29 protein-coding genes, 6 tRNA genes and 1 riboswitch are annotated in these 25,438 nt (G+C 66.3%); of the genes, 23 read left to right on the top strand and 12 right to left on the bottom strand.

Annotated features, from left to right (window positions below):
* Nucleotides 1-116: 116 nt before the first annotated feature.
* Both msrB and IAQ70_RS08340 read right to left on the bottom strand, forming a co-directional pair.
* Nucleotides 117-626 carry a peptide-methionine (R)-S-oxide reductase MsrB gene (gene msrB / locus IAQ70_RS08345; protein WP_190988845.1) on the bottom strand — a complete coding sequence of 170 codons (510 nt, stop codon included), beginning with the start codon at nt 624-626 and terminating at the stop codon, nt 117-119.
* A gap of 14 nt (nt 627-640) precedes the next feature.
* Nucleotides 641-1,132, bottom strand: a complete 492-nt coding sequence (locus IAQ70_RS08340) for a hypothetical protein (protein WP_190988844.1) — start codon at nt 1,130-1,132, stop codon at nt 641-643.
* 96 nt (nt 1,133-1,228) lie between these two features.
* Here IAQ70_RS08340 and IAQ70_RS08335 point away from each other — a divergent pair, with 96 nt between their 5' ends.
* Entirely contained in the window at nt 1,229-2,518 is a 1,290-nt protein-coding gene (locus IAQ70_RS08335) for an alpha/beta hydrolase family protein (RefSeq protein WP_190988843.1), read from the top strand.
* Nucleotides 2,519-2,584: 66 nt separating this feature from the next.
* On the opposite strand, the gene ybaK is transcribed toward IAQ70_RS08335, so the two are convergent.
* From ybaK to IAQ70_RS08320, 3 genes are read right to left on the bottom strand one after another with little or no spacing between them, the layout of a single operon-like run.
* Complete coding sequence (gene ybaK, locus IAQ70_RS08330) at nt 2,585-3,082, bottom strand: Cys-tRNA(Pro) deacylase (RefSeq protein ID WP_190988842.1); 498 nt, start codon at nt 3,080-3,082, stop codon at nt 2,585-2,587.
* Nucleotides 3,083-3,100: 18 nt separating this feature from the next.
* Complete coding sequence (locus tag IAQ70_RS08325) at nt 3,101-3,562, bottom strand: SufE family protein (protein WP_190988841.1); 462 nt, start codon at nt 3,560-3,562, stop codon at nt 3,101-3,103.
* Nucleotides 3,563-3,572: 10 nt separating this feature from the next.
* On the bottom strand, nt 3,573-4,484 hold the full coding sequence (locus IAQ70_RS08320) for a sulfurtransferase (protein WP_190988840.1): 912 nt from the start codon (nt 4,482-4,484) through the stop codon (nt 3,573-3,575).
* Nucleotides 4,485-4,698: 214 nt separating this feature from the next.
* On the opposite strand from IAQ70_RS08320, the gene zapE reads away from it, so the two are divergent.
* Nucleotides 4,699-5,736 carry a cell division protein ZapE gene (zapE, locus tag IAQ70_RS08315; protein ID WP_190988839.1) on the top strand — a complete coding sequence of 346 codons (1,038 nt, stop codon included), beginning with the start codon at nt 4,699-4,701 and terminating at the stop codon, nt 5,734-5,736.
* Nucleotides 5,737-5,948: 212 nt separating this feature from the next.
* Here zapE and IAQ70_RS08310 read toward each other — a convergent pair whose 3' ends face one another.
* The 6 genes from IAQ70_RS08310 to IAQ70_RS08285 all read right to left on the bottom strand — a co-directional run bounded on the left by IAQ70_RS08310 (nt 5,949) and on the right by IAQ70_RS08285 (nt 7,000).
* Complete coding sequence (locus IAQ70_RS08310) at nt 5,949-6,212, bottom strand: antitoxin (RefSeq protein WP_190988838.1); 264 nt, start codon at nt 6,210-6,212, stop codon at nt 5,949-5,951.
* A gap of 235 nt (nt 6,213-6,447) precedes the next feature.
* Nucleotides 6,448-6,519, bottom strand: a tRNA-Val gene (locus tag IAQ70_RS08305).
* A 44-nt stretch (nt 6,520-6,563) separates the two neighbouring features.
* Nucleotides 6,564-6,636, bottom strand: a tRNA-Gly gene (locus IAQ70_RS08300).
* Nucleotides 6,637-6,693: 57 nt separating this feature from the next.
* A tRNA-Val gene (locus IAQ70_RS08295) sits at nt 6,694-6,768 on the bottom strand.
* A 41-nt stretch (nt 6,769-6,809) separates the two neighbouring features.
* Nucleotides 6,810-6,880, bottom strand: a tRNA-Cys gene (locus IAQ70_RS08290).
* 47 nt (nt 6,881-6,927) lie between these two features.
* A tRNA-Gly gene (locus tag IAQ70_RS08285) sits at nt 6,928-7,000 on the bottom strand.
* Between the two features lie 228 nt (nt 7,001-7,228).
* On the opposite strand from IAQ70_RS08285, the gene IAQ70_RS08280 reads away from it, so the two are divergent.
* From IAQ70_RS08280 to hisF, 14 genes are all read left to right on the top strand, one after another.
* Nucleotides 7,229-7,300 (top strand) — tRNA-Val (locus tag IAQ70_RS08280).
* 93 nt (nt 7,301-7,393) lie between these two features.
* Entirely contained in the window at nt 7,394-8,254 is an 861-nt protein-coding gene (locus IAQ70_RS08275) for a cytochrome (RefSeq protein ID WP_190988837.1), read from the top strand.
* 96 nt (nt 8,255-8,350) lie between these two features.
* Nucleotides 8,351-8,944 (top strand): peptide deformylase, encoded by a 594-nt coding sequence (def, locus tag IAQ70_RS08270; protein ID WP_190988836.1) that lies wholly within the window; start codon nt 8,351-8,353, stop codon nt 8,942-8,944.
* Nucleotides 8,941-9,864 (top strand): methionyl-tRNA formyltransferase, encoded by a 924-nt coding sequence (fmt, locus tag IAQ70_RS08265; RefSeq protein ID WP_190988835.1) that lies wholly within the window; start codon nt 8,941-8,943, stop codon nt 9,862-9,864. Before def ends, fmt begins: the two co-directional genes overlap by 4 nt.
* Complete coding sequence (locus IAQ70_RS08260; protein WP_190988834.1) at nt 9,861-11,426, top strand: RsmB/NOP family class I SAM-dependent RNA methyltransferase; 1,566 nt, start codon at nt 9,861-9,863, stop codon at nt 11,424-11,426. Before fmt ends, IAQ70_RS08260 begins: the two co-directional genes overlap by 4 nt.
* Nucleotides 11,427-11,444: 18 nt before the next feature.
* The gene (gene rpe / locus IAQ70_RS08255; protein ID WP_190988989.1) at nt 11,445-12,125 is read left to right on the top strand and encodes a ribulose-phosphate 3-epimerase; all 681 of its coding nucleotides are present in this window, start codon (nt 11,445-11,447) and stop codon (nt 12,123-12,125) included.
* 40 nt (nt 12,126-12,165) lie between these two features.
* Nucleotides 12,166-12,320, top strand: a riboswitch (FMN riboswitch).
* 174 nt (nt 12,321-12,494) lie between these two features.
* Nucleotides 12,495-13,610, top strand: coding sequence for a bifunctional diaminohydroxyphosphoribosylaminopyrimidine deaminase/5-amino-6-(5-phosphoribosylamino)uracil reductase RibD (ribD, locus tag IAQ70_RS08250; RefSeq protein WP_190988833.1), 1,116 nt, complete (start codon nt 12,495-12,497; stop codon nt 13,608-13,610).
* Nucleotides 13,610-14,245 carry a riboflavin synthase gene (locus IAQ70_RS08245; RefSeq protein WP_190988832.1) on the top strand — a complete coding sequence of 212 codons (636 nt, stop codon included), beginning with the start codon at nt 13,610-13,612 and terminating at the stop codon, nt 14,243-14,245. The genes ribD and IAQ70_RS08245 overlap by 1 nt, the downstream gene beginning before the upstream one ends.
* Nucleotides 14,242-14,958 carry a 3,4-dihydroxy-2-butanone-4-phosphate synthase gene (gene ribB, locus IAQ70_RS08240; RefSeq protein ID WP_190988831.1) on the top strand — a complete coding sequence of 239 codons (717 nt, stop codon included), beginning with the start codon at nt 14,242-14,244 and terminating at the stop codon, nt 14,956-14,958. Before IAQ70_RS08245 ends, ribB begins: the two co-directional genes overlap by 4 nt.
* Before the next feature lie 10 nt (nt 14,959-14,968).
* The gene (gene ribA / locus IAQ70_RS08235; RefSeq protein WP_190988830.1) at nt 14,969-15,700 is read left to right on the top strand and encodes a GTP cyclohydrolase II; all 732 of its coding nucleotides are present in this window, start codon (nt 14,969-14,971) and stop codon (nt 15,698-15,700) included.
* Between the two features lie 17 nt (nt 15,701-15,717).
* Nucleotides 15,718-16,203 carry a 6,7-dimethyl-8-ribityllumazine synthase gene (gene ribH / locus IAQ70_RS08230; protein WP_160670188.1) on the top strand — a complete coding sequence of 162 codons (486 nt, stop codon included), beginning with the start codon at nt 15,718-15,720 and terminating at the stop codon, nt 16,201-16,203.
* A gap of 109 nt (nt 16,204-16,312) precedes the next feature.
* The gene (locus IAQ70_RS08225) at nt 16,313-16,576 is read left to right on the top strand and encodes a phosphoribosyl-ATP diphosphatase (RefSeq protein WP_056345618.1); all 264 of its coding nucleotides are present in this window, start codon (nt 16,313-16,315) and stop codon (nt 16,574-16,576) included.
* 90 nt (nt 16,577-16,666) lie between these two features.
* The gene (hisG, locus tag IAQ70_RS08220) at nt 16,667-17,527 is read left to right on the top strand and encodes an ATP phosphoribosyltransferase (protein ID WP_190988829.1); all 861 of its coding nucleotides are present in this window, start codon (nt 16,667-16,669) and stop codon (nt 17,525-17,527) included.
* Between the two features lie 52 nt (nt 17,528-17,579).
* Nucleotides 17,580-18,356, top strand: coding sequence for an imidazole glycerol phosphate synthase subunit HisF (gene hisF / locus IAQ70_RS08215; protein WP_190988828.1), 777 nt, complete (start codon nt 17,580-17,582; stop codon nt 18,354-18,356).
* A gap of 86 nt (nt 18,357-18,442) precedes the next feature.
* Here the strand turns inward: hisF and IAQ70_RS08210 are convergent, their stop codons facing one another.
* Complete coding sequence (locus IAQ70_RS08210; protein WP_190988827.1) at nt 18,443-19,087, bottom strand: TIGR03085 family metal-binding protein; 645 nt, start codon at nt 19,085-19,087, stop codon at nt 18,443-18,445.
* Nucleotides 19,088-19,223: 136 nt separating this feature from the next.
* Between IAQ70_RS08210 and hisI the strand changes: the two genes are divergently transcribed.
* The 7 genes from hisI (at nt 19,224) to trpA (ending at nt 25,433) form a co-directional block, all read left to right on the top strand.
* Nucleotides 19,224-19,631: a phosphoribosyl-AMP cyclohydrolase gene (gene hisI / locus IAQ70_RS08205; protein WP_190988826.1), complete on the top strand. Its 408-nt coding sequence runs from the start codon at nt 19,224-19,226 to the stop codon at nt 19,629-19,631.
* Between the two features lie 103 nt (nt 19,632-19,734).
* Nucleotides 19,735-21,303 (top strand): anthranilate synthase component I, encoded by a 1,569-nt coding sequence (locus IAQ70_RS08200; protein ID WP_190988825.1) that lies wholly within the window; start codon nt 19,735-19,737, stop codon nt 21,301-21,303.
* Entirely contained in the window at nt 21,300-21,902 is a 603-nt protein-coding gene (locus IAQ70_RS08195) for a Trp biosynthesis-associated membrane protein (RefSeq protein ID WP_190988824.1), read from the top strand. Before IAQ70_RS08200 ends, IAQ70_RS08195 begins: the two co-directional genes overlap by 4 nt.
* Before the next feature lie 115 nt (nt 21,903-22,017).
* Nucleotides 22,018-22,305 (top strand): HGxxPAAW family protein, encoded by a 288-nt coding sequence (locus tag IAQ70_RS08190; protein WP_190988823.1) that lies wholly within the window; start codon nt 22,018-22,020, stop codon nt 22,303-22,305.
* Nucleotides 22,305-23,126: an indole-3-glycerol phosphate synthase TrpC gene (gene trpC, locus IAQ70_RS08185; RefSeq protein WP_190988822.1), complete on the top strand. Its 822-nt coding sequence runs from the start codon at nt 22,305-22,307 to the stop codon at nt 23,124-23,126. Before IAQ70_RS08190 ends, trpC begins: the two co-directional genes overlap by 1 nt.
* Nucleotides 23,127-23,199: 73 nt before the next feature.
* A complete protein-coding gene (trpB, locus tag IAQ70_RS08180; RefSeq protein ID WP_190988821.1) occupies nt 23,200-24,627 on the top strand; it encodes a tryptophan synthase subunit beta in 1,428 nt (475 codons plus the stop codon).
* Nucleotides 24,627-25,433 carry a tryptophan synthase subunit alpha gene (gene trpA, locus IAQ70_RS08175; protein WP_190988820.1) on the top strand — a complete coding sequence of 269 codons (807 nt, stop codon included), beginning with the start codon at nt 24,627-24,629 and terminating at the stop codon, nt 25,431-25,433. The genes trpB and trpA overlap by 1 nt, the downstream gene beginning before the upstream one ends.
* The last annotated feature ends 5 nt before the right edge of the window (nt 25,434-25,438 follow it).

The raw sequence follows: 25,438 nt of genomic DNA, 5'->3' as shown, positions 1-25,438 counted from the left end.
TAGCAAGCAAGCAGAGTCCCTAACTCAAAAGACGGCTAAGCATAAGAAAGTCTCATGCTTGGGCGCCGGCGAAGCACCGCCAGGTATGGCCGGGCCTCTGCCTGGGCGGCTCAGGACTAGGCTGATTCGTGCCCGCCTGCTCCCCGTGGAACCAGTTTCAGGGACACCGAATTGATGCAGTACCGCTGGTCAGTGGGCGTTCCGTAACCTTCCCCGGCAAACACGTGGCCCAAGTGGGAGTCGCAGTTCGCGCACCGGACCTCAACCCGCTCCATGCCGAGGGTGCGGTCATGGATGTACCGCACGGTGCCGTCAGCCAGGGGGGCCCAGAAGGACGGCCAGCCGCAGTGGGAGTCGAATTTTTCGTTGCTCCTGAAGAGTTCGGCCCCGCAGGCACGGCACTGGTAAACACCCTCTTCGTGGGTGTCCACATACTCGCCGGTGTAGGGACGCTCGGTGCCCGCCTGCCGCAGCACGTGGTACTCCTCGGGCGTGAGCTCCTGCCGCCATTCGTCGTCGGACTTCCGGACGGCGGGTTCCGGCGCATCGGGTCCGGCCCCCAGGGCGGACGCGGGGATGGAACCGGTGGCCTTGTTTCCGAAAACGCTCTTTCCAAAGATGCTCATAGTGTGGTCAACGCTCAGGAGTCGCCGATAAATCCCGAACCGGCATACAGGTGGAGCACGGGGAGCCCCAACTGGTCCTGGGCCTTGTTGGCCCAGTCCGTATGGAAGGTGTCCGCAACCGCATGCGGCCGGGTGATCACCACTGCCTGGGAAGCACCGATTTCCTTCACTTTGGCCACGAGGCCACTCACGGCGCCGCCATCCACCACTTCGCCGGTTACTCCGCCGCCCAGCCCTGCCAGGGCAGCCAGCGAGACCGCCAGTGTCTCTGCAGCCTCCGCCCGCTCAGCACTGGGATCAGGGGCGTGCGCGGTCAGGTCGCGGAAGGCCTTGGCGACATCCAGCATGGACAGATTCTCAAGGAAGTCCACGAGGAGATGCCGCTCGGTGTTCGCCGGCACCAGCAGGACAAGCCGGGTGTCCGAACCGTCCACCAGCCGTTGGATGTTGACGCGGTCATCCGCACCCAGGGGTTCTTCAGTCAGAATGACGATTGGATCGCTCATGCCATCAGCCTAGTCGTGCGAACTGGCGCCTGCACAGGATGGACGCCACGGCAGTGGAAATGTGGCCAACCGGCCCTGGGCGGTAAGAATGGTTCCATGGCACCTTCCACGCGAACTCCCACGTTGACGGCTATACCCCCTGCTGACGCCGGCGGCCGCATGTCGCTGCGCGCCAAATGGGCTTTGGGCGGCGCCATAGGCGGCGGAGCCCTCACCGGCTTGCTTGCCACGGGATCCTCAGCCCTTGCACTTTACTTTGCCCGGCGGGTGATCACTCCTGTCAAGCAGCGGGCGGCCGACCAGGAAGTCCTGGCGGTCCTCCGGGACGGCGACGGACTGCAGGTCATCCTGGCCGCCACGCCGGAAACAACCGTGGAGGGTGTCTACGGCTTCTTTTTCGACGGCGGCAAGGGACACGCCCGGATCGGCCGGATCGTCTCCTACTCGCCGGCGGACGGCACAGTCCTGCGGGAAGTGGAGGCCGTCTACGCCGGCGACTTCGGCACCGCCCGCCGCGGGTGGTGGAGCGGGGCGCTTTATCCGGATCCGGCCGCCGCCGGGATCGCATCCGAGGACGTGCTGATCGACGTCGACGGCGGCCAGGCGCCGGCATGGCTGGTCAAGGCAGAGGGCGGCGCCCGGATATGGGCCATCATGGTTCACGGCCGCGGGGCAACCCGCCAGGAGGCACTGCGCGCCGTAGCCCCTGCACGGGAACTGGGACTGACCAGCCTGCTGATCTCCTATCGGAACGACGGACTGGCCCCGTCTGCCGACGACGGGCGGTACGGCCTCGGATCCACGGAGTGGCGCGATGTGGAAGCGGCCATCGAGTATGCTCTGGCCGGCGGCGCCGAGGAGATTGTCCTTTTCGGCTGGTCCATGGGTGGCGCCATTTGCCTGCAGACGGCGGACCTGTCGCGTTACCGTCACCTCATCCGGGCCCTGGTCCTGGATGCGCCGGTCATCAACTGGGTCAATGTGCTGGCCCACCACGCCCAGCTGAACAGGATTCCGTCCTTGGTGGGGCGTTACGGGCAGTTGATGCTGGGCCACCCGCTGGGACGCAGGCTGACCGGCCTTTCCGCGCCCGTCGACCTCAAGGCCATGGACTGGGTGGCGCGTGCCGTCGAGGTCCGCACGCCTACGCTGATCATCCACAGCGTCGACGACGAGTACGTTCCCTATGAGCCCTCTGCCATCCTGGCCGAACGGAATCCGGACATGGTCACGTTCGAAACCTTCAGCCGCGCCAGGCACACCAAGGAATGGAACGTTGATCCTGAGCGCTGGGAAAGCCTGGTCAAGGCGTGGCTCCGCACGCAGCTGGCGCCGCGGACCAATCCCGGCCAGCGCAGTCCGGAGGAACCCGAGCCGCCGAGATGACACTTCGCGGCAGTGTTCCGGCCCGCAACTGCCGTCAAATGCCATCTCGACGCGGGGCAACGAAGGCTAGGGCGTGTTCGTGCCGATGTTGGCGGTGACCGCCGAGGTCAGCCGGATGAGCTCGGCCGGGGCCAGTTCGATGTCCAGGCCGCGCTTGCCGCCGGAAACCAGCATGCTCCGGAGGCCGAGGGCACTGCCGTCAATCACTGTGGGTGAGGCCTGGCGCTGGCCGAGCGGCGAGATGCCGCCCAGGACGTAGCCGGTGCGCCGCTGGGCTGCAGCGGGCTCGGCCATGGCGGCCTTCTTGGCTCCCAGGGCGGCGGCGAAGGCCTTGAGGTCAAGGTTTCCGCTGACCGGCACCACTCCCACTGCCAGCCGGCCTTCCACTTCGACCATCAGGGTCTTGAAAACCATTTCCGGGGCGATGCCCAGGGCTTCGGCTGCCTCCGTTCCGTAGCTGGCCACGGACGGATCGTGCACGTACGGGTGCAGCACAAAAGGAACGCCGGCAGCAGCCAATACTGCTGTTGCCGGCGTTCCCTGCGAAGAACTTTTGCGTCCCATGGCCAGTCCGGTGGGACCTCAGGCCTCGAGCCGTTGGGTGGCGGCGACCTTGCGCTTGATCCGTCCCAACATGGCGGTCATGCCCCTCATCCGCAGCGGGGTGATGGCACGCGTGAGGCCCAGCAGTTCAGGCATGTCGTCCGGGACGGCCAGGATTTCCGCAACGCTGAGCCCGTCGAGCCCCTCGTGCAGCACGCCGGCGAATCCCCGCGTTGTGGGGGCTTCCGGCGGTGCTTTGAAGTAGAGCCGCACCGCATCGGCCGGGCCGCCGTCGTGCTTTTCCGTTTCAATGGCCAGGAACAGCGGTGACTGGCACTCAACTACCTGCTCAAGGAGTTCCGGGTGGTCCTTCAACCGGTCCGGAAGCTCCGGGAGCCCCTGGGAGAATTCCAGCAGCAGTTGCAGGCGATCGGGTTCGGTCAGGGCCTGGAAGTCGTCAACTATGTCCGCCAGGGCGGCGGGAAGGGCTTTGGTATTCATCAGGTCCAGTTTACGCCGGTACCGTGCCGCGCTCGGTTCCCTTGGTGATCGGGACACGGACGGCGTTGCCCCACTCGGTCCAGGAGCCGTCGTAGTTGCGCACAGTCTCGAAGCCCAGGAGGTACTTCAGGGCGAACCAGGTGTGGCTGGACCGTTCGCCGATGCGGCAGTATGCCACGACGTCGTCGCCTTCTTTGAGGCCCGCCTCGCCCAGGTAGAGTGCCTCCAGTTCGCCGCGGTTGCGGTACGTGCCGTCGCCTGCTGCCGCACGTGCCCACGGGATCGACGCGGCCGTCGGGATGTGGCCGCCACGCAGCGCGCCTTCCTCCGGGTAGGCCGGCATGTGGGTCCGCTGGCCGGTGTATTCCTCGGTGGAACGGACATCGATGAGCGGCTTGCCGAAGTGTGCCAGCACATCCTCCTTGAACGCACGGATCGGGGCATCGTTGCGCTCCACCACCGGGTACTCGCCGCGTGTGGGCGAAGGCCGGTCGGTGGTCAGCTTGTGGCCTTCGGCAATCCACTTGTCCCGGCCGCCATCCAGCAGGCGGACATCCTCGTGGCCGAAGAGGGTAAAGACCCACAGGGCGTAGGCAGCCCACCAGTTCGACTTGTCCCCGTAGATCACCACGGTGGTGTCACGGGAGATGCCCTTCGACGCCGCAAGAGCAGCGAACGCCTCGCCGTCCACGTAGTCGCGGGTCACTTCATCGTTGAGGTCGGTGTGCCAGTCGATTTTGACGGCGCCGGGGATGTGTCCCGTTTCGTAGAGGAGGACGTCTTCATCGGACTCGACCACCACGAGCTTGCCGTCCGCTACCGCGCCCGACTCCAGGGCAGCGGCCAGCCAGTCAGTGGACACCAGGCGCTCAGGGTTGGCGTAGGCGGCAAACTTCTCGTTCTGTTCAACGGCGTAGGGCATGGTGATGGCCTTTCATCGAGGTGTATGGCGGATCTGCACATGGTCCGAACCTCACTCCAGCCTAGCCATGGCCGTCCAGCATGTCCGCCCGGCCGTTAACCGGGGGAAATATGGCCTTCGTCACGCGGCGGCCATTGACGGCGGCCTTGCGGGGGAGGGCCGGGCCGTTGCCGGTATTCTTTCTGGGGACAACCCACCAGCAGAACGGACCACCTTGGTACAGATCGAACAGCTTGCCGCACGCACTCCGGCGGTATCGGTGGATGAGCTCCTCAAGGGTTTTTATCCTTCACCCCGGTTTGGCCAGGTCTCCTTCGCCAGCTACCGGCCGGACCCCAACCAGCCTTCCCAGGCGGCGGCGGTCAAGGCGCTGGAAGGTTTCGCCGGGGGAGTCGGTGCAGGGGACGGCGCCGGCCTGTTCAAGAAACTCTTCGCGAAGAAGGTTGAAACGCGGGCCGGGATCTATCTGGACGGCGGATTCGGTGTGGGCAAGACCCACCTGCTGGCCTCACTGTGGCACGCCGCCCCGGGGCCCAAGGCCTTCGGCACATTTGTGGAGTACACCAACCTGGTGGGCGCCCTGTCGTTCCGCAAGACGGTAGAGGCCCTGAGCCACTACAAGCTGGTATGCATTGACGAGTTCGAGCTCGATGATCCGGGCGATACAGTGCTGATGTCCCGCCTGATGCGCGAGCTGGCCGACGCCGGCGTGAAGCTCGCGGCGACGTCCAACACGCTCCCGGGCTCGCTGGGCGACGGCCGCTTTGCCGCCGTCGACTTCGCCCGGGAGATCCAGGTCCTTGCCGACCAGTTCGACGTCATCCGGATCGACGGCGAGGACTTCCGTCACCGCGGCCTGCCGGCGGCCCCGGCCCCGCTGAAAAACAGCCAGCTCTCTGCCCAGATGAAGGCCGAGTTTGATGGTAAGACGGTGGCGCAGGACGAATTCAGTTCGCTGATCGGCCATCTCGCCGGTGTGCACCCGAGCCGGTACCGCCAGCTCATCGACGGCATCGACGGCGTGGTGTGGCGCAACGTGGAAACCATCACCGAGCAGGCCGTTGCCTTGCGCTTCGTGGTGTTGGCCGACCGCCTCTACGACAAGGATGTGCCCATCCTGGCCAGCGGCGTCCCCTTCGACAAGCTGTTCACCGACGAGATGATGCACGGCGGCTACACCAAGAAGTACTACCGCGCCGTGTCGCGCCTGACCGCGTTGGCACGCGAGGGCCAGAACCACGAGCCGTCCTAGGCCTGGTCCTGCCGCGCCGCTGCAGGCCCGCGCGGCTTTTCCCCGCCGGACGGACTTATCCCCGCCGCGTTTCGTGGGGATTTGACCATCTGACGGGGAAAGCCCCGGTTGCCCACGCTGATTCCGCTTAAACGCCAAAGGTGCGGGTGCCGCCTCCCGGCGGGACCCACACCTCCTTGACGTACTAGGGCAAAGCCCCGGCCAAATCCTTGTTACGGAGCCTTGTCGACCGGCGGAACCGGCGGAACAGGGTTGACCGGCGGTACCTGCTCGCTGGCAGGGGTCTCGCCTGGTGTTCCGTTTTTGTCAACGAGCTTGGAAGCGCCATCCTGGATCTTGTCGACATGTCCGGCGTACTTGCCGCCGGTCTTGGTGTCGACGAAGTCCCCGGCCTTGGTGATGCCGTCTTTGATGGCCTGCTCGTTGCCATGGATCAGACCCTGAGCCTTGCCCTTTAGATCGTCAATCAGTCCCACGAGCACCTCCCTTCAATCGCGGAGCCAGGTCGCTCCTCCGCAAACGATCCTAGCCCTGTCTTCGGGGCGTGCCAAGGAAATAAGGCGTCGTGGGCGTTCGCTTGCAGCGGATGCGTTGTCCGCTCCCGCTGCCCTGGCAGGTTTGGTCGTCATAACACCGCGTTGGGGACCAGGCCCGATAGGGCAACGGCGGAAAACGGGCAACAAAAAAGCAGCTCACGGGGAGCTGCTGCTGTGGGCGATACTGGGATCGAACCAGTGACCTCTTCCGTGTCAGGGAAGCGCGCTACCGCTGCGCCAATCGCCCGGAACCGGACGACCGGCTTGGTGGGGGTGTATCGGGGAGAAGAGAGCGGACGACGAGATTCGAACTCGCGACATCCACCTTGGCAAGGTGGTGCTCTACCAGCTGAGCTACGTCCGCGTATGAAGTAATTTTCGGCAGGAGCCAAAAATACTGCATGAAGCAAGTTGCCTTGCTTGGTGGGCGATACTGGGATCGAACCAGTGACCTCTTCCGTGTCAGGGAAGCGCGCTACCGCTGCGCCAATCGCCCATTGCCATCCGGGATGAACCGGAAAACCATGGTTTTCACCGAGGTGGGTACGGGATTCGAACCCGTGTAAACGGCTTTGCAGGCCGCTGCCTCGCCTCTCGGCCAACCCACCGTGTAAGCGCCGGTTCCGAAGATCCCTTGCCGTGACAGTGTCCTGCGAGCGGACGACGAGATTCGAACTCGCGACATCCACCTTGGCAAGGTGGTGCTCTACCAGCTGAGCTACGTCCGCATGTTGACTGTTGATTCCGTGCCGTTTCGGGCATTTCCTCGCGTTCCAACGAGTAAGAACTCTATAGGAGGTTCAGGGAAACTCCAAATCGGGCATCCCGGACCGGCGGCGACGGCCGTGGATCCCTGCAATCTAGGGGTTTTTTCGAATTACAGACATGTAATTCGCGGCAGGCGCCATCCCGATTTCCATAAACCCCGTCCGGTCCGCTAGCATTCAAAGGCATCGGGGCGATTGGCGCAGTGGTAGCGCGCTTCGTTCACACCGAAGAGGTCACTGGTTCGAACCCAGTATCGCCCACCGAGGAATCAGGTCCGTTTCCGCTCAAGCCGAGCGGGGACGGACCTTTTTTGTGCCCCGCATTTTGTCAGCCCCCTGTGAAAGAGTCTTTGTATGACTGATCCACTCCTTGCCCACGCCACGGAATATGGCCGGATGTACGCCCGGTCCACCTCCGAACAGTTCTCCGTTCCGTCCATCACCACCGTGATCGGCCAGCAGCCGCACGGGCTGGACGGCTGGTTCGGTTACATGGGCGCCAGCAGCCTGGCCAAGGACCCCCTGCTCGCCGACTGCCTGGGCAGTCCGGCCAAAATCCGGCAGGCCGTCAATCGGGCCTCAAAGGCGGCCGAGACGTACCGCGATGATGCCGCAAAACGCGGTGACCGTGTCCATAACTACTGCGAGCAGGTGGCGCTCCGGGCCCTGGGCCGGCCGCACGCCATGAAGGAAACCCGCGAGGCTCTGGCTGCCAACGGCGAGGAAGCCTTTGCTCTGCGGTTTGACGAGTGGTGGGAACTCTACGATGTGGAACCCATCGCCCCCGAAATCACCGTCTGGAACAAGTCCGTCGGCTATGCCGGGACGCTGGACCTTGTGGCCCGCATCAACGGCCGCATCTGCCTCATCGACTACAAGACCAAAGGCACCACGCGGGACGGCACCGTCAAACCGCTTGATGACAAGGTGGTCATGCAGCTCGTGGCCGGCATGAAGGCCGAGGAAAGCCTGGTGGACCCGATTGCCGGGGAGTGGGAGGCATGGAAGTACGGCGAAAACCCGCTGCTTCTGGCCGTGGCCATTGGTGAGACCGAGGTCCGGCCGGTCCGCGCCAACCCGGAGGTCCTCAAGCATCACTGGTGGAAGTTCTGTGCCCTGCGCCGCGTCTGGGAGCTGTCCGCGGACACCCTCGCCGCGGGCACAGCGCTCCTTCCGGTAGCTCCGCCACCGTCAGTGCAGGCACGCAGCGCCTAGCAGTACTGGCGGCACCAGGGGGTCAGTCCCGGCAGTGAAGCCCCTGCGCCTAAACTGGATAGGTTCGCCAACACCCACCGTGAGGAAAGACAGCACATGGCCATTCTGAATATCCGCATCATTGGTGATCCCGTGCTCCGCACAGTGGCCGATCCTGTGACGGAATTCGGGCCCGAGCTCGCCAAGCTCGTTGCGGACATGACCGAGACCATGGAGGACGTGGAGGGCGCAGGCCTGGCCGCCCCCCAGATCGGAGTCAGCCAACGCGTCTTTACTTACCGTGTGGGCGGGGTTGACGGCCACATCATCAACCCGGTTTTGGAAAACAGCGACGACTACCAGGCCGACCATGTGGAAGGCTGCCTCTCCATCCCCGGTCTGGGATTCCCCGTCCGCCGGTTCAGGGCCACCAAGGTCACCGGTGTGGACCTTCACGGCAACCCGGTCACGGTCGAGGGGGAGGGCATGCTGGCCCGCTGCTTCCAGCACGAGACCGACCACCTCGACGGCATCCTCTACACCGACCGCCTCGAGGGCGAAGACCGGAAGAGTGCGCTGCGCTCCATCCGGAATGCCAACTACGACGCCATCACTGAACGCACGACGGCGAAGCGCGCCAAGACAGTCGGGTCCAGTTTTGGTGGCGGCAGCTTTGGCGGCACCAGCTTCGGTGGAGGCACGAACTCATGAGGGTCCTTTTCGCCGGCACACCGGCGGTCGCCGTTCCCTCCTTGGATGCCCTGGTTAAGGCCGGCTTTGACGTCGTTGCCGTCCTGACCCGCCCGGACGCGCCGATTGGCCGCAAACGCGTGCTGACGCCGTCGCCCGTTGCCGCCCGCGCCGCCGAGCTGGGCATCGACGTCATCCACGCCACCCGCGTTGATGACGCCGTAACGGCGCACATTGCCGCCGCAAAACCGGACGTGGCCGCCATCGTGGCCTACGGAGGACTGATTCCGCGCGCGGCCCTTGATGTGCCCCCTCATGGCTGGATCAACCTGCACTTCTCCCTCCTTCCCGCGTGGCGCGGTGCTGCTCCGGTGCAGCGGGCCGTCATTGCAGGCGACGACGTGACCGGCGCCGTCACCTTCCTGCTGGAGGAAGGGCTGGACACCGGGCCTGTCTTCGGGACGCTGACCGAAAGTGTCAGAACGGACGATACCGCGGGGGCGCTGCTTGAACGGCTGTCCCACAGCGGGGCCGTGCTCCTCACGCAGACACTCTCAGCGGTGGAAGCCGGAAAGGCGGCACCGCAGCCGCAAATGGGAGATATTTCGCTGGCGCCCAAACTGACCATCGATGATGGCCGGCTCGACTGGAAGCAGCCCGCGCTCGCTATCGGCAGGCGGGCCAGGGGAGTTACTCCCGAGCCTGGGGCCTGGACCACGCTGGAAGGTCAAAGGGTCAAGCTGGAACCCGTTCGGCTTCGACCGGCCGGCGGCCCGGCCTTGGCACCGGGGGCGGTGTTCCTGGACGGCAAAAACGTGCTGGTAGGGACGGGGTCCCACGCGGTGGAGCTGACCAGGATCCAGCCCTCCGGCAAGAAAATGATGGCCGCGGCCGATTGGGCCCGCGGCATGGCTTCACTTGAAAGCGTGGTGTTCGAATGAGCGAGTCCGGCGGTACTTCAGGCGGCAGGGGTGGCGGCGGCAGCGGTCGGGGCAAGGGCGGACCGCGCGATTCAAGCACGCGTAATGCCCAAGGCCGGGAACGGAACCGAAGCTCCCAGAAGAGTTTCACCGGGAACGCCCCCGCGCAGCGCACACGCCGGGCGGATCCGGCGCGCCTGGTGGCCTTCGAAGTCCTGCGGGCTGTCGCTGCGGAGGACGCCTACGCGAACCTGGTGCTCCCGTCCCGCATCCGCCATCACGGCCTGGACAAGCGTGACGCCGGCTTCGCCACCGAACTGAGCTACGGCGCCCTGCGGGGCCAGGGCACCTACGATGCCATCCTGGCCCGCTGTGTGGACCGGCCACTGAACCAGTTGGACCCTGCCATCCTTGACGCCCTGCGCATCGGCGTCCATCAGCTGGTGGCCATGCGGGTTCCGGCCCACGCCGCCCTGGACCAGACAGTTGGCCTGGCCCGCGCCGTGATCGGCGCCGGCCCGTCCGCACTGATCAATGCGGTGTTGCGGAAGGTCACGGCACATAGCCTGGAAGAGTGGCTTGAGCTCTTGGTCGCCGACGAAAGCGATGAAACTAAGATCGCGTCCATCCGGTACGCCCACCCCGAGTGGATTGTCCGCGCCATGCGCCAGTCGCTGGTGGCGCACGGACGCGCCGCCACGGAGATCAACGACCTGCTGGAAGCCGACAACGCCGCGCCGGTGGTCAACCTGGTTGCCCTGCCGGGCCTGGGCAGCCTGGATGAGGCTTTGGAAAACGGGGCCACGCCCGGGGAACTGGTGGAGGGCTCGGCCCTTTCCAGCGGCGGTGACCTCGGCAGGCTCGCCTCGGTGCGCGAAGGCAGCACCCGCGTCCAGGACGTTGGCTCGCAGCTGGTGGCCCGGGCCATGGCCGCGGTTGACCTGGGTCCTCGAACCAACGGAGGGGAAGGTGCCGGTGCCACCGGCGAAGCCTGGCTGGATCTCTGTGCCGGTCCGGGCGGCAAAGCCGCACTGCTCGGCGCCCTCGCCCGGCAACAGGGTGCCACGCTCCTCGCCAACGAGCCGGCTCCGCACCGTGCCAAGCTCGTGAGCCAGGCCCTGTCCGCAGTACCGGAGGATGTCTGGCGCGTCCGGACCGGGGACGGCCGGGAGGTGGGAACTGAACAGCCCGAATCCTTCGACCGTGTCCTGGTAGACGTTCCCTGCAGCGGACTCGGTGCCCTTCGGCGCCGGCCGGAGTCCCGCTGGCGCCGCACGCCCAAGGACCTGGCCGACCTTGGCCCGCTGCAGCGTGCCCTCCTCACCTCCGCACTGGACGCCGTCCGACCCGGCGGAGTGGTGGCCTACGTGACCTGTTCACCGCACCCGGCCGAAACCACCGCCGTCGTCACCGATGCCCTCCGGAAGCGCGACGACCTGGAACTGCTGGACGCCGGCGCCGCACTGGACGGCGTGAGCCTGACAGGCAACCTGGGGGCAGGCCACGACTCCACGGCCCAGCTCTGGCCTCACGTCCACAGCACCGATGCCATGTTCCTGGCCCTGATCCGCAAAAAGGCCTGACCCGTGAAAGGTTCACCCATGCCGCAGTGCTGCATCAACCCGAGCATTCTGTCCGCCGACTTCGTCAACCTCGAAGCCGAACTGCAGCGGATCAGCAACGCAGACGCCGTCCACGTGGACGTCATGGACAATCACTTTGTCCCCAACCTCACCCTCGGGCTGCCCGTGGTCCAGCGCATCCAGGCAGTCAGCCCGGTCCCGCTGGATGCCCACCTGATGATCTCCGACGCGGACCGCTGGGCGCCCGGCTTCGCCGACGCAGGACTGGCGTCGGTGACCTTCCACGCCGAGGCATCCATTGCGCCGGTCAAGCTTGCCAGGGAACTGCGGGCCCGTGGTTCCAAAGCCGGCATGGCACTGCGTCCGGCCACGGCCGTGGAACCGTACCTGGACATGCTGGAAGAACTGGACATGCTCCTGATCATGACCGTGGAGCCGGGTTTCGGTGGCCAGGCGTTCCTGGACCTGACCCTCCCCAAGATCCGCCGCGCCCGCGCAGCCATCGACGGCTCCGGGCTGGAGGTTGCCCTTCAGGTCGACGGCGGCATCACCGAGGAAACCATCCTCCGGGCCGCCGACGCGGGGGCCAACGTGTTTGTGGCCGGCTCGGCCGTCTACGGCGCCGCAGACCCTGCCGCAGCCATCGGTCGGCTGCGCGAGGCTGGCAGCCTTAAGTTACGCAGCGGGTCCGGGGAATAGTCTTGACCCCTTAGCAGTTATGGCACAATAGCAACACACAATACGTGCTCCGGGGTCGGTGTAAGTCCGAACCGGCGGTGATAGTCCGCGACCCGCGAGCCGGCGCTTTCCCCTACCAGGGAGGGAACCGGCGGACGGTTGAACTGGTGAAATTCCGGTACCGACAGTTAAAGTCTGGATGAGAGAAGCACGTACAGCTGTATCTGCGGCGTCATAGCGACGCCGCGGCCTTCTGCTGTCGTATACCCCCGGAGCCATCGCGGTTCTAGAGGGAAGGAACGACACACAGATGAACCCCATGCGATGGCTCTTTGAAGCCAGGCTGTCCCGTGGACGGGACGCCGAAAACGCCACAATGGTGACCGCCCTATGACCGGGAGCACCGTGACGGCGTTCAGCGCCGCGGAGACCGCCGCCATGGACGCAGCTCTCGAAGCAGCCCTGCGCGGGCCGCGCGGAGCGAACCCGCTGGTGGGCGCCGTCGTGATCGATGCCGAAGGCCGGCGCTTGGTGACCGGGTACCACCGCGGCGCCGGGACCCCCCACGCCGAAGCGGACGCGATCAACCAGGCGGAGGCGTCCGGGCTGGACCTGACGGGCTGCACGATGGTGATCACGCTGGAACCCTGTGACCATAGCGGCAGGACGGGACCCTGCACGCAGGCGATCATCGCCGCAGGGATCAAAGACGTGGTGTATGCCGTGGACGACCCCCATGACCCTGCCGCGGGCGGCGCAGCCACACTGCGGAACGCCGGCGTCAAGGTCCGCAGCGGGCTTGCCGCCGTCGAGTCCTTCGAGCTGAACCGCCAATGGTTCCTGGCCGTAGCCGCCCAACGGCCCTTCGTGACCCTGCACATCGCCCAGACTTTGGACAGCCGGATCGCGGCGGAGGACGGAACCAGCCAATGGATTTCGTCCCCGGAATCGCTCGCGGACAACCACGGCCTGCGGGGGCGGATCGACGCCATTCTGGTGGGTACCCAGACGGTGCTGGTGGACAACCCGCGCCTGACCGCGCGTGACGCGTCAGGTGCGGAGACCGGCAAACAGCCGCTGCGCGCCGTGATGGGACTGCGGGAGATCCCTGCCGATGCCGCAGTCCGCGGCGACGACGGCCACGTGCTCCACCTGCCCACGCGCGATCCCCAGGAGGCCTTGTCGCTGCTCTACGCGGCAGGAATCCGCCACGTCATGGTGGAAGGCGGCTCGCGTATCCTCAGCTCCTTCCTTGCCGCCGGGTTCGTGGATGAACTCATTGTCTACCTCGCGCCCACCCTGCTGGGCTCCGGAACACCGGCCCTGAACGGCTTGGGCATCACGACGCTCGCAGACGCCCGGCACTGGGAATGGGACCCGTCCGACGGCGGCGCGGTGCTGACGCTGGGACGCGACCTGAGGCTGCACCTCCGTCCGGAACCACTTGAAGCTTTGGAACCACAACCACCCCGCACTGCCGCGGAACCAGCCATGGGAGGCTACTGATGTTTACCGGAATTATTGCCGAACAAGGACAGGTGCTGTCCGTGGAGCGTGACGGCGACACCAGCGCAACGCTCCGGCTGCATGCGCCGGGCACCACGGACGGACTTGCCCTCGGCGGGTCCATCGCCGTGAACGGCGTATGCCTGACTGCCACCGAAATTGATGGCAGGGACTTCAGCGTTGACGTCATGGGCGAAACCCTGGTGCGCAGCACTATCGGCGAGCTCGCCGCCGGTGATTCGGTCAACCTGGAGCGCTGCGTCCCGGCCGGCGGGCGGCTGGACGGCCACGTTGTCCAAGGCCATGTGGACGGCGTCGGGCACTTGGTCGAACGCGAAGCCGTGGGCAACTGGGAACGCCTCCGCTTCGCCGTGCCGGCCAACCTTGCCCGCTATATCGCGGAAAAGGGCTCCATTGCGATCGACGGCGTTTCGCTCACCGTCACGGCGGTCAGCCCGGCGGCGGAAACCGAACCCTGGTTCGAAGTGGGGCTGATCCCCACCACCCTCGCGGACACCGGGCTGGGAGCCAAGAGCACCGGCAGCCGCGTCAACCTGGAAGTGGATGTGCTTGCCAAGTACACCGAACGGCTGCTGGCATTCAGCACCGGCGCAGCAAACGGAGGAACCCGATGAACGCTACAGCCCGCCTCGAGCGCGCCGCGAAGGCGACGCCGCACCCCGACACAGCCAAGGGGCTTGACCTCGTGGAAGATGCCGTCCGCACCATGGCCGCCGGCCTGCCCGTCCTGGTGGTGGATAACGAGGACCGCGAAAACGAAGGTGACATCATCTTCGCGGCCCAGCATGCCACGCCGGCCCTGATGGGCTGGACCATCCGGTACAGCTCCGGTGTCATCTGCGTCCCGCTGACCGGGGAGCGCGCAGACGCCCTGGGGCTGCCTCCCATGGTGGCCGTGAACCAGGACGCGAAGGGTACGGCCTACACGGTTTCCTGCGACGCGGCAGTGGGCGTCAGCACCGGAATTTCCGCCACGGACCGTGCGCTGACCGCGCGCGTGCTGGCAGATCCCGGTGCCGGCCCGGCCGCCGTGACCCGCCCGGGGCATATTTTTCCACTCCGCGCCGTTAAAGGGGGAGTGCGTGAACGCCCCGGCCACACCGAAGCGGCCGTGGAGCTCTGCCGGCTTGCCGGACTGGAGCCGGTGGGCGTGATCGCCGAGGTTGTGTACGACGACGGTGAAATGATGCGGCTCGACGGGCTGCGCGCATTCGCTGCCGAACACGGGTGCCCCTTGATCTCGATTGAGGACTTGGTGGCTTACCTTGAAGCGGGGGCCGCGGTTCCCGCCGACAGTAACACCGGGCTGGGCGCCCGGGCGGAGTAGAGGAGTAACGATGACGGTTTCCGGAATTTCGGACGACAGCCACAACAACGGCCACCACCGCGGGGCAGCCAGCAACGGCCATGCCCACCACCCGGTGAGCGCCGGCCCTATCGTGCAGCTGCCCACCGCCTTTGGCGACTTCGTTACGCAGGCATGGACGGACCTGGTCACGGGCGCCGAGCACCTCGCCGTGAGCTCCCCCCATCCTCCCAAGGACGGCGTTGCGCCCCTGGTCAGGCTCCATTCAGAGTGCCTGACCGGCGACGTCTTCGGTTCCTACCGTTGTGACTGCGGCGAACAGTTGGCCTATGCCCTGGAGCTCATCAACGAGTTCGGCGGCACGCTGCTGTACCTGCGCGGACAGGAAGGCCGGGGGATCGGCCTGGCCAACAAGATCAAGGCTTATGCCCTCCAGGAAGCCGGCTTTGACACGGTGGAGGCCAACGAGCAGCTCGGGCTGCCTGTGGACGCCCGCTGCTACAAGGCTGCCGCCCAGATCCTGGCGGAGATGGGCCTGCACGAAGTCCGGCTCCTGAGCAACAACCCCGACAAACAAAACCGGCTTGCCAAGGCCGGCGTGAAGGTGGTGGAGATGGTGCCCACCGAGGTCCCCTCCCGCGACCAGAACATCCGCTACCTGCAGACCAAAAAGGACCGCATGGAGCACCGGCTGACGCTGGACACCCACGTTGCAACGGTGCCCGGCGCCGCTGCTGACACTTTCGCCCTCGAACAAGACTGAACGGACCAGATACACGCATGAGTGGACACGGCGCACCAGATATCGACCTCACTACCCTGAACCCGGCGGAAACGTCCCAACTGAGGCTTGCCATCGTGGCCGCCAGCTGGCACACGCAGATCATGGACGGACTCCTGGACGGTGCCTTGCGTGCCGCCAAGGACGCAGGCATCAGCGAACCCACCGTCCTGCGGGTTCCGGGAGCCTTCGAGCTTCCGGTCGCTGCCGCGCGGCTGGCGCCGCACTTTGACGCAGTGGTTGCCCTCGGCGTCGTGATCCGCGGCGGCACGCCGCACTTCGAGTACGTCTGCCAGGCGGCGACGTCGGGACTTACTGATGTGAGCGTCTCCACCGGAGTGCCGGTGGGCTTCGGCGTGCTGACCTGCGATACGGAGCAGCAGGGCCTGGACCGTGCGGGCCTGCCCGGCTCCAGCGAGGACAAGGGCCATGAAGCAGTGACGGCGGCCCTGGCCACGGCCGTTCTCCTCAAGCAGTACAAGTAGCAGTTCGACATATAGCAGCCGGCGGGCGCGTGTGTGTTCCCTCACATCGCGCCCGTCATGCGTCGGCCCGACAGGCGCCGTCACGCCCGCAGCAAGTAGGCTGTAGGGCGTGAAGAATTTCGAGACGCTGTTCGCTGAACTGAGTGAAAAGGCAGCCACCCGTCCGGCAGGCTCCCGCACCGTCGCTGAATTGGAGTCCGGAGTCCACGGCATCGGTAAGAAAGTCGTGGAGGAAGCAGCCGAAGTATGGATGGCCGCTGAGTACGAATCCGATGAGGCAACGGCCGAGGAAATTTCCCAGCTGCTCTACCACCTGCAGGTTCTGATGCTCGCCAAAGGCCTGACCCTGGAAGACGTCTACAAGCATCTGTAGCCACTGCGCACCGTGCGGACTTCCCGGTCCGCCCGTGCCCTCCGTGGCCCGTTTGCCTGATCAATAGACCTTCAACAAGAAAGACCCCCCATGCTGCGAGTAGCCGTCCCCAACAAGGGCTCCCTGTCCGAAGCCGCCTCAGCCATGCTGTCCGAAGCCGGCTACCGCCAGCGCCGCGACACCCGCGAACTGGTCATGATGGACCCGGACAACGGCATTGAGTTCTTCTTCCTCCGCCCGCGCGACATCGCCGTCTACGTCGGCCGCGGAACCCTCGACGTCGGCATCACCGGCCGCGACCTCCTGCTGGACGCTGAGGTGGAAGCGGATGAACTGCTGCCTTTGGGCTTTGCGGCCTCCACGTTCCGCTTCGCCGGACCGGTAGGGGACTTCACGGCAGTCGAAGAGCTTGAAGGCAAGCGCCTCGCCACCAGTTACGACGTGCTGCTGCGCGGCTACCTCGCCGAGCGGGGCGTCAACGCCACAGTGGTCCGGCTCGACGGCGCCGTTGAATCCTCCGTGCGCCTGGGCGTCGCGGACGCCATTGCCGACGTCGTCGAAACGGGCAATACGCTCAAGGCCGCCGGCATGGAGATCTTCGGCGATCCGATCCTCAAGTCCGAGGCCGTCCTGATCCGCCGCACCGGAAAGGGCGGTGCCGCGAACGGCACTGCCAAGGAGATCGAAGTACTCATCCGCCGCCTGCAGGGCGTCCTGGTGGCTCGGCAGTACGTCCTGATGGACTACGACATCCGCAAGGAACTGGTGGAACAGGCTGCAGCCCTGACGCCCGGCCTCGAATCGCCCACCGTCTCGCCGCTGCGTGACTCGGAGTGGGTGGCCGTGCGGTCCATGGTCCCGAAAAAGGAAACCAACCGCATCATGGATGAGCTCTACGACCTCGGCGCCCGCGCCATCCTGGTCAGCAGCATCCACGCCTGCCGCATCTGAGCCTTTCGCCGCGCAGTGCCGCGGAACCCACCCGAGAATTCCAGGAGTACCCATGGCTGTAGCAGTTCGAGTCATCCCGTGCCTCGATGTCGACGCCGGACGCGTTGTGAAAGGCATCAACTTCGAGGGGCTCCGCGACGCCGGCGACCCTGTGGAGCTGGCCCACCGCTATGACAACGCGGGCGCGGACGAGCTCACGTTCCTGGACGTCACTGCATCTTCGGGCAACCGCGAGACCACGTTCGACGTGGTCCGGCGAACCGCCGAGGAAGTCTTCATCCCGCTGACCGTGGGCGGGGGGGTCCGCGGCGTCGCCGAAGTGGACAAGCTCCTGCGATACGGCGCGGACAAAGCGTCCATCAACACCGCAGCCGTGGCCCGGCCGGACGTCATCAACGAAATCAGTAGGCACTTCGGTTCGCAGGTGCTTGTCCTGTCCGTCGACGCCCGCCGGAGCCGTCCGGGATCCGAGCCAACGCCGTCGGGCTTTGAAGTAACCACCCACGGCGGACGCACCGGCACCGGCATCGACGCCATCAAATGGGCCAGGGAAGCCGCCGACCGCGGCATCGGCGAAATCCTGCTCAACTCCATCGACGCCGACGGCACCAAGGACGGCTTCGACCTCGAGCTCATCAAGCTGGTGCGGGCCGCCGTGAAGGTGCCCATCATCGCCTCAGGCGGAGCCGGGGAGCCGGCCCACTTCCCGCCCGCCGTGGCCGCCGGCGCTGACGCCGTGCTGGCCGCCTCGATCTTCCACTGGGGCCCGGACAACATGATGGCCCAGGTCAAGCAGGCCATCCGCGAGGCAGGCTTCGAAGTCCGCTAGTCCCCACCCGCTTAACCACAACGCGAGGTCACTTCACGCCCAAAAAACGAAGGTTTTCGGGCGTAAGGTGGCCTCGCGTTGCTTAGTTAGAGCCCGACTTCGGCTGATTGGAGAAGGGCGACGGCGTCGGGCTGGCCTTCGAATGTGACGAGGGCATGGCGGGTGCGGCCGTGGGCGTGCATCAGCAGTTCACCGGGCTCGCCGACGATCGCCACTGAAACAGGTGCGCGCTTGGCTACGTGCCGGGGGCCGGAGGGGCGCACCAGCACAATGCCAAGGTCCACGCCGCGGTACAGGATGGCCGCCCGTTTGATGAGTTCGTCCCACAGGGCGTCCGAGTAAGCCTCGTCCAGGGCCCGCGGAGCCCACCGGTCAACGGCCCGGCGGATGTCCTCCGTGTGGACGAAGTATTCGATCAGGTTGGAACTCTCGTCCAGGGCCTTGATCTTCATGGGCGACAGGGCAGGCGGCCCGCCGCGGAAAGTGTTGACGAGGCCCGTGTAGTCGTCCGAGGTCTTCAGCTTGGCGGCGAGCTTGGCGGTGGCTTTGTCGGAGGCCTTGGACAGGCTCTTGATGATGAGGCCCAGACCCACGGCAGCCTTGCGTTCGCGCAGGTAAAGGTGCGCGGCAAGGTCCCTGGTGCGCCAGCCTCGGCAGAGGGTGGGGGCATCAGGGCCGGCCGCCAGGAGGGTTTCGGCGAGGACTTCTCGGGACGGGGCAACGTAACGCATCACCTGTGAAACTAGCACGAGAGCGCGGAAGTTGGGCAGCGGAACCGCCATGGCACGGGTGCCGTTGGTAACACACGATGTGTATGCCGCTCGGGGAATATTCAGGCCCCTCTGATCAGGCACTAGACTTGACCTGATGTCTGAGCAGCCCGCCCCCGCCCCCGTACCTGTCCCGGCCCCCGCCGCCGGCCCGCTTCCGCCGGCCGTGGCTGCCGCGCTCAAGCGTGACGGCGCCGGCCTCGTTGCTGCCGTGGTCCAGCAATTCGACACCAACGAGGTGCTGATGCTGGGGTGGATGGATGATGAGGCGCTGCACCGCACCATGACCAGCGGCCGGGTCACGTTCTACTCCCGCTCCCGCCAGGAATACTGGCGCAAGGGGGACACCTCGGGCCACGTCCAGTGGGTCAAATCCGTGGCCATGGACTGCGACGGCGATGCCCTGCTGGTCAGGGTCGACCAGGTCGGCGCGGCCTGCCACACCGGCACCCGGACCTGCTTCGACGGGCGTGGACTTGACGTCCAGGCAGGCTCGGCCCTCTGACCCACATCCTGGGGCGGAACCCGCCGCAGGCTTCATACTTTTGCCAGCATAAAGACTGACGCCGCCCGCGGCGGCACACAAGAACAGGCGGAAAAGCATAGCCATGCAGGACCTTGGAATCATCAGCCCGGGCCTCAAGGAGTTCCGCGAACTCGCCGGCACCAGCCGGGTCATCCCTGTCACGCTGAAGGTGTTGGCGGATGCTGAGACGCCCATCGGCCTGTACCGCAAGCTGGCCAATGGCCAGCCGGGAACGTTCCTGATGGAGTCCGCTGCGGTGGGCGGCACGTGGTCGCGGTACTCCTTCATCGGCGCCAAGTCCCGGGCCACGCTGACCACGAAGGACGGCGAGGCCCACTGGCTCGGCCAGCCCCCTGCAGGCGTGCCCCTGGACGGCAACCCGGTGGACGCCATCCGCGACACCATCGAAGCGCTGCGGACCAGCAGGTTCGAGGGGCTGCCGCCGTTCACGTCCGGCCTGGTCGGCTTCCTCGGCTGGGAAACCGTCCGGCACTGGGAGCGCCTCACCAGCCCGCCCGAAGACGACCTCCACCTTCCCGAGCTGGCACTGAACCTGGTCACGGACATGGCCGTCCATGACAACCACGACGGCAGCGTGCTGCTCATCGCCAACGCCATCAACTTCGACAACAGCTCCGAGCGCGTGGACGAGGCCTGGCACGACGCCGTGGCCCGGGTGAAAGCCCTCCTCACCAAGGTCAGCACACCTGTGGCGCAGCCCGTCTCCGTCCTGGAACCCGCTGCCCTGGACTTCGCCTCCAGCGTGCAGGAGCGCTGGGCCGAACCGGCTTACCTGGAGGCGCTGGACCGGGGCAAGGAAGCCATCGTGGACGGTGAAGTCTTCCAGGTGGTGATTTCCCGCCGCTTCGAAATGGAGTGCGGAGCCTCACCCCTGGACGTGTACCGGGTCCTGCGCAACACCAACCCCAGCCCCTACATGTACCTTTTCAGCCTCGAAGACGCCGACGGCCGGGAGTACACCATCGTCGGGTCCTCGCCGGAGGCCCTGGTGACCGTGACCGGTGATGAAGTCATTACGCACCCGATCGCCGGATCCCGGCCCCGCGGCAAGACGGTTGAAGGCGACAAGGCCCTGGCCGAGGAACTCCTGGCCGACCAGAAGGAACGCGCCGAGCACCTGATGCTGGTGGACCTGTCCCGCAACGACCTGTCCAAGGTCTGCGTGGCCGGCACGGTGGACGTCACCCAGTTCATGGAGGTGGAGCGGTTCAGCCACATCATGCATCTGGTGTCCACCGTGGTGGGGACACTGTCGCCCGAGGCCAAGGCCTACGACGTCCTCAAGGCAACCTTCCCGGCCGGTACGCTCTCGGGTGCCCCGAAGCCCCGGGCCCTGCGGCTGCTGGACCAGCTGGAGCCGCACCGGCGCGGGATCTATGGCGGCGTGGTCGGCTACCTGGACTTCGCCGGCGACATGGACATGGCCATCGCCATCCGCTCTGCCCTGCTCCGTGAAGGCCGGGCCTACGTCCAGGCCGGCGGCGGCATCGTGGCCGATTCGGTGAACCCCACCGAAGCGATCGAAACCGTGAACAAGGCCGCCGCCCCCCTCCGTGCGGTGCACACGGCCGGATCGCTGCGCAACATTACCGCAGAGTCACTGCCCGAACCGGGAAAGGCCCGCGAATGACGCCGGTCTGGGCCCGAAAATCCACGCTGGTCCTGCTGATCGCCGTGCTGGCCCTGGCAGTCTTCGGCACCACCACCCAAACCTGGATCACGGTCACCCTCGACCCGGACCAGGCCGGCCAGGCGGTGGGGGGCCAGAACACCCTCGCGGTCCAGGGCAGTAAGGCAGCCACCGCAGTGACCGCGCTGGCACTGGTGGCACTGGCCGGGGGGCTGGCCGCGTCCATTGCCGGGAAGATCGCACGGTGGGTCATCACCGTCATCGTGGTCCTCGCCGCGGCCGGCATCATCGCCGCTGCCGCCACGGTGCTGGCTGATCCGCTGGCCGCAGCGCAGGGCTCCATTGCTGCCACCACCGGGGTCTCCGGAGGCAGCGCGGGAGCCGGGGCGACCGCTTTCCCGGTGCTCGCCGTCGTCGTCGGAAGCCTGCTGGCGCTGGGCGCCCTGCTGATCGTCCCGGCGGGCCGGTACTGGAAGTCCCGCACCAAATACGACGCGGCCAGCTCTGGTGCCGGGGCAGGAAGTTCCGCCGCGGCCGCCGGGCCGGTGGACGAGATCGACAGCTGGGACAGGCTCTCGCGCGGCGACGATCCCACCTGAGCTTCGCCGGCAGTGACCGGAACAGGCCGCCCGAACCGCGGCCCCGCCCGCCGATGGGCAGGTTGCGGCCAAAAAATGGCAGAATGTAAGCAGTATTGATCCTGAGGAGATTCACATGAGCAAAGCACCCGCACCCGCGTCCAAAACCGCCCCGGCATCTGCCGTGCACCACGGCGTTGACCACAGCCAGGAACTGGGCCACGGCAACAGCCCCGCCGCGTGGACCTGCGTGATTGTCATGCTGGTGGGCGCGCTCATCGCGGCGATCGCCTTTGTCATCGCCAACACCCCCATCTTCATCGCGGGCGCATGCGTAATGGTCCTGGGCCTGATCCTGGGCTTCATCATGCGCAAGGCAGGCTACGGCGTCGAAGGCAGCAAGCTGAAGAACACCGGCCACTGATGGCTACTGTTCTCGATGACATCAATGCCGGTGTCAGGGAGGATATGGAAGCCAGGAAGCGCCTGGTTTCCCTTGCGGAACTGAAGGATTTGGCCGTCATGGCCGCACCGGCGCGTGATGCGTGGGCAGCCCTTGGAGGCCCGGACGCGCCGCGCGACCAGCTCAAGGTGATCGCCGAAATCAAGCGCCGCAGTCCCTCGAAGGGGGACCTCGCCACCATTGTGGATCCGGCTTCACTCGCGGCCCAGTATGCCGACGGCGGTGCCGCCGTGATCAGTGTCCTCACTGAACAGCGGCGCTTCAAGGGCAACCTCGCAGACCTGGATGCCGTCCGCGCCCGCGTGGATATTCCGCTGCTCCGCAAGGACTTCACGCTCGACGAATACCAGATCTGGGAAGCCCGTGCCCACGGCGCGGACCTGATCCTGCTCATCGTGGCGGCGCTCTCGGACGGCGAGCTGCAGGAATTCAGTGCCCTCAGCCGGGAACTGGGCATGAATGTCCTGGTGGAGACGCACACGGAAGCCGAAATTGAACGTGCCGTGGCGGCGGAGGCGCGCATCATCGGCGTCAACGTCCGCAACCTCAAAACGCTCGACGTCGACCGTTCCGTTTTCGCGTCCCTCGCCGGCCTGGTCCCCAGCGAAGCGCTGGTCATCGCCGAATCCGGCGTGCGCGGTGTGGACGACGTGTCGCATTACGCCGCGAGCGGCGCAAACGCGATCCTGGTGGGCGAAGCCCTGGTGAGCGATTCAACTCCGCGGGAGCGGATCGCCGAGTTCACCGCTGCCGGCGCTGCCGCCATCGCCGCACGGGCCTAGCCCCTGGCAACCGCCGGCACCGGTGCCGGCGGCACAACACTTCTGAACGATCAACTTGAACAGGACGGGACCGATGGCTGAAGCCTCAGAGAACGCTGACAACAACGCCGCGGAGGCATTCCTGCAGGGCGGCTCACTGAAGCACGCCCCGGGTCCCTACTTTGGCGGTTACGGCGGACGCTGGATGCCCGAATCGCTGATCGCCGCCCTGGACGAGCTTGAGGACACCTTCGAAAAGGCCAAGGCCGATCCTGAGTTCCTGGCCCAGATCGCGGAGCTGAACAAGAACTATTCCGGCCGCCCGTCCCTGCTGACCGAGGCCAAGAGGTTCTCCGAGCACGCCGGCGGGGCCCGGATCTTCCTCAAGCGTGAGGACCTGAACCACACCGGCTCGCACAAGATCAACAACGTGCTGGGGCAGGCCCTGCTGGCCAAGCGCATGGGCAAGACCCGTGTCATCGCAGAGACCGGTGCAGGGCAGCACGGCGTGGCCAGCGCCACCGCCGCCGCACTGCTCGGCCTCGAATGCGTCGTCTACATGGGTGCCGAGGACTGCCGCCGCCAGGCGCTGAACGTCGCCCGGATGCAGCTGCTGGGCGCCACGGTGGTGCCGGTAACCAACGGGTCCCAGACGCTGAAGGACGCCATCAACGACGCCCTCCGGGACTGGGTCAGCAACGTTGACACCACCCACTACCTCCTGGGCACGGCGGCCGGTGCGCATCCGTTCCCCGCCATGGTCCGCTTCTTCCACGAGGTCATCGGCGAGGAAGCCCGTGCCCAGATCCTGGAGCAGACCGGCAAACTGCCCGACGCCGTCGTTGCCTGCATCGGCGGCGGGTCCAACGCGATCGGCATCTTCCACGGCTTCCTGGATGACCCCGGCGTCAAGATCTACGGCTTCGAGGCCGGCGGCGACGGCGTCGAGACCGGGCGCCACGCTGCCACCATCACGCTGGGCAAGCCCGGCGTGCTCCACGGTGCACGCTCCTACCTCATGCAGGACGACGACGGGCAGACCATCGAGTCCCATTCCATCTCTGCCGGCCTGGACTACCCGGGCGTCGGCCCGGAACACGCCTACCTGGCCGACATCGGGCGGGTCACCTATGAGCCCATCACGGACAGCGAGGCCATGGACGCGTTCAAGCTGCTGTGCCGGACCGAGGGCATCATTCCCGCCATCGAGTCCTCCCATGCCCTCGCCGGCGCCATCAAGGTGGGCAAGCGCCTGACCGAAGGCAGCGCCGACCCTTCCGAAACGGTCATCATCGTCAACCTCTCCGGCCGCGGAGACAAGGACGTGGAGACCGCCGCGGAGTGGTTCGACATGCTGGACGAGGAGGGCAAGGTCAAGGGTACGAACCTTTCGACCCGCAAACCCAAGGGCCCTTCCGACCGGGCAGAAACTGAAGCCGTCCCCGCCACCGGCGCTCCCGCCGCCGTTAGCGACAAAGCCGTCGCAGACACCAAGGCCGCTGACAACAACGAGGACCACTGATGACTGAACTGACGGCCAGCAAGTCCGCCGCCGCCATCGACCGCGCCCGCGATGCCGGGCGCTCAGCCCTGGTCTGCTACCTGCCGGCAGGATACCCCGACGTCCAGGCCACCATCGACGCCGGCATTGCCATGGCGAAGAACGGCGCCGACCTGATTGAAATCGGCATTCCGTATTCGGATCCGGTCATGGACGGTCCCGTCATCCAGGCGGCCACCACCGAGGCCATTGCCAACGGATTCCGCGTGGAGAGCGTGTTCGACGTCGTGGCCGGGATCACCGCAGCCACGGATGTGGCCGTGCTGGTCATGACCTACTGGAACCCTGTGCTCCGGATGGGTGTGGACGAGTTTTCCCGCCGGCTGGCCGAGGCCGGGGGAGCGGGGCTCATCACGCCGGACCTTATCCCGGACGAGGCATCCGAATGGTTCGCCGCTTCGGATAAGTACGGACTGGACCGGGTGTTCCTCGTGGCCCCTTCGTCCACCCCCGAGCGCCTGGCCATGACCGTGAAGGCAAGCCGGGGCTTTGTGTACGCCGTGTCCATCATGGGCGTCACGGGCACCCGCCAGGATGTCAGCAGCAGCGCTGAGCAACTCGTTGCCGACACCCACGCTGCCGGGGCCGAGCGCGTCTGCGTGGGGCTCGGCGTCTCCAACGCCGGACATGTCCGCGAGATCGCCGCCTACGCTGACGGCGTCATCGTGGGCACCGCGCTGGTTGCCGCAATCCGCGACGGCGGTGTCCCCGCCGTCGCAGACCTTACCCGCGACCTGAGTGCCGGCCTCGCCAGGGAAGTAGCCTAGCCACG

Source organism: Pseudarthrobacter sulfonivorans, from assembly GCF_014712225.1.
GTDB lineage: Bacteria > Actinomycetota > Actinomycetes > Actinomycetales > Micrococcaceae > Arthrobacter > Arthrobacter sulfonivorans.
Note: the sequence above shows the minus strand (reverse complement) of the source record. Positions and strands in the feature narration are given on the sequence as shown.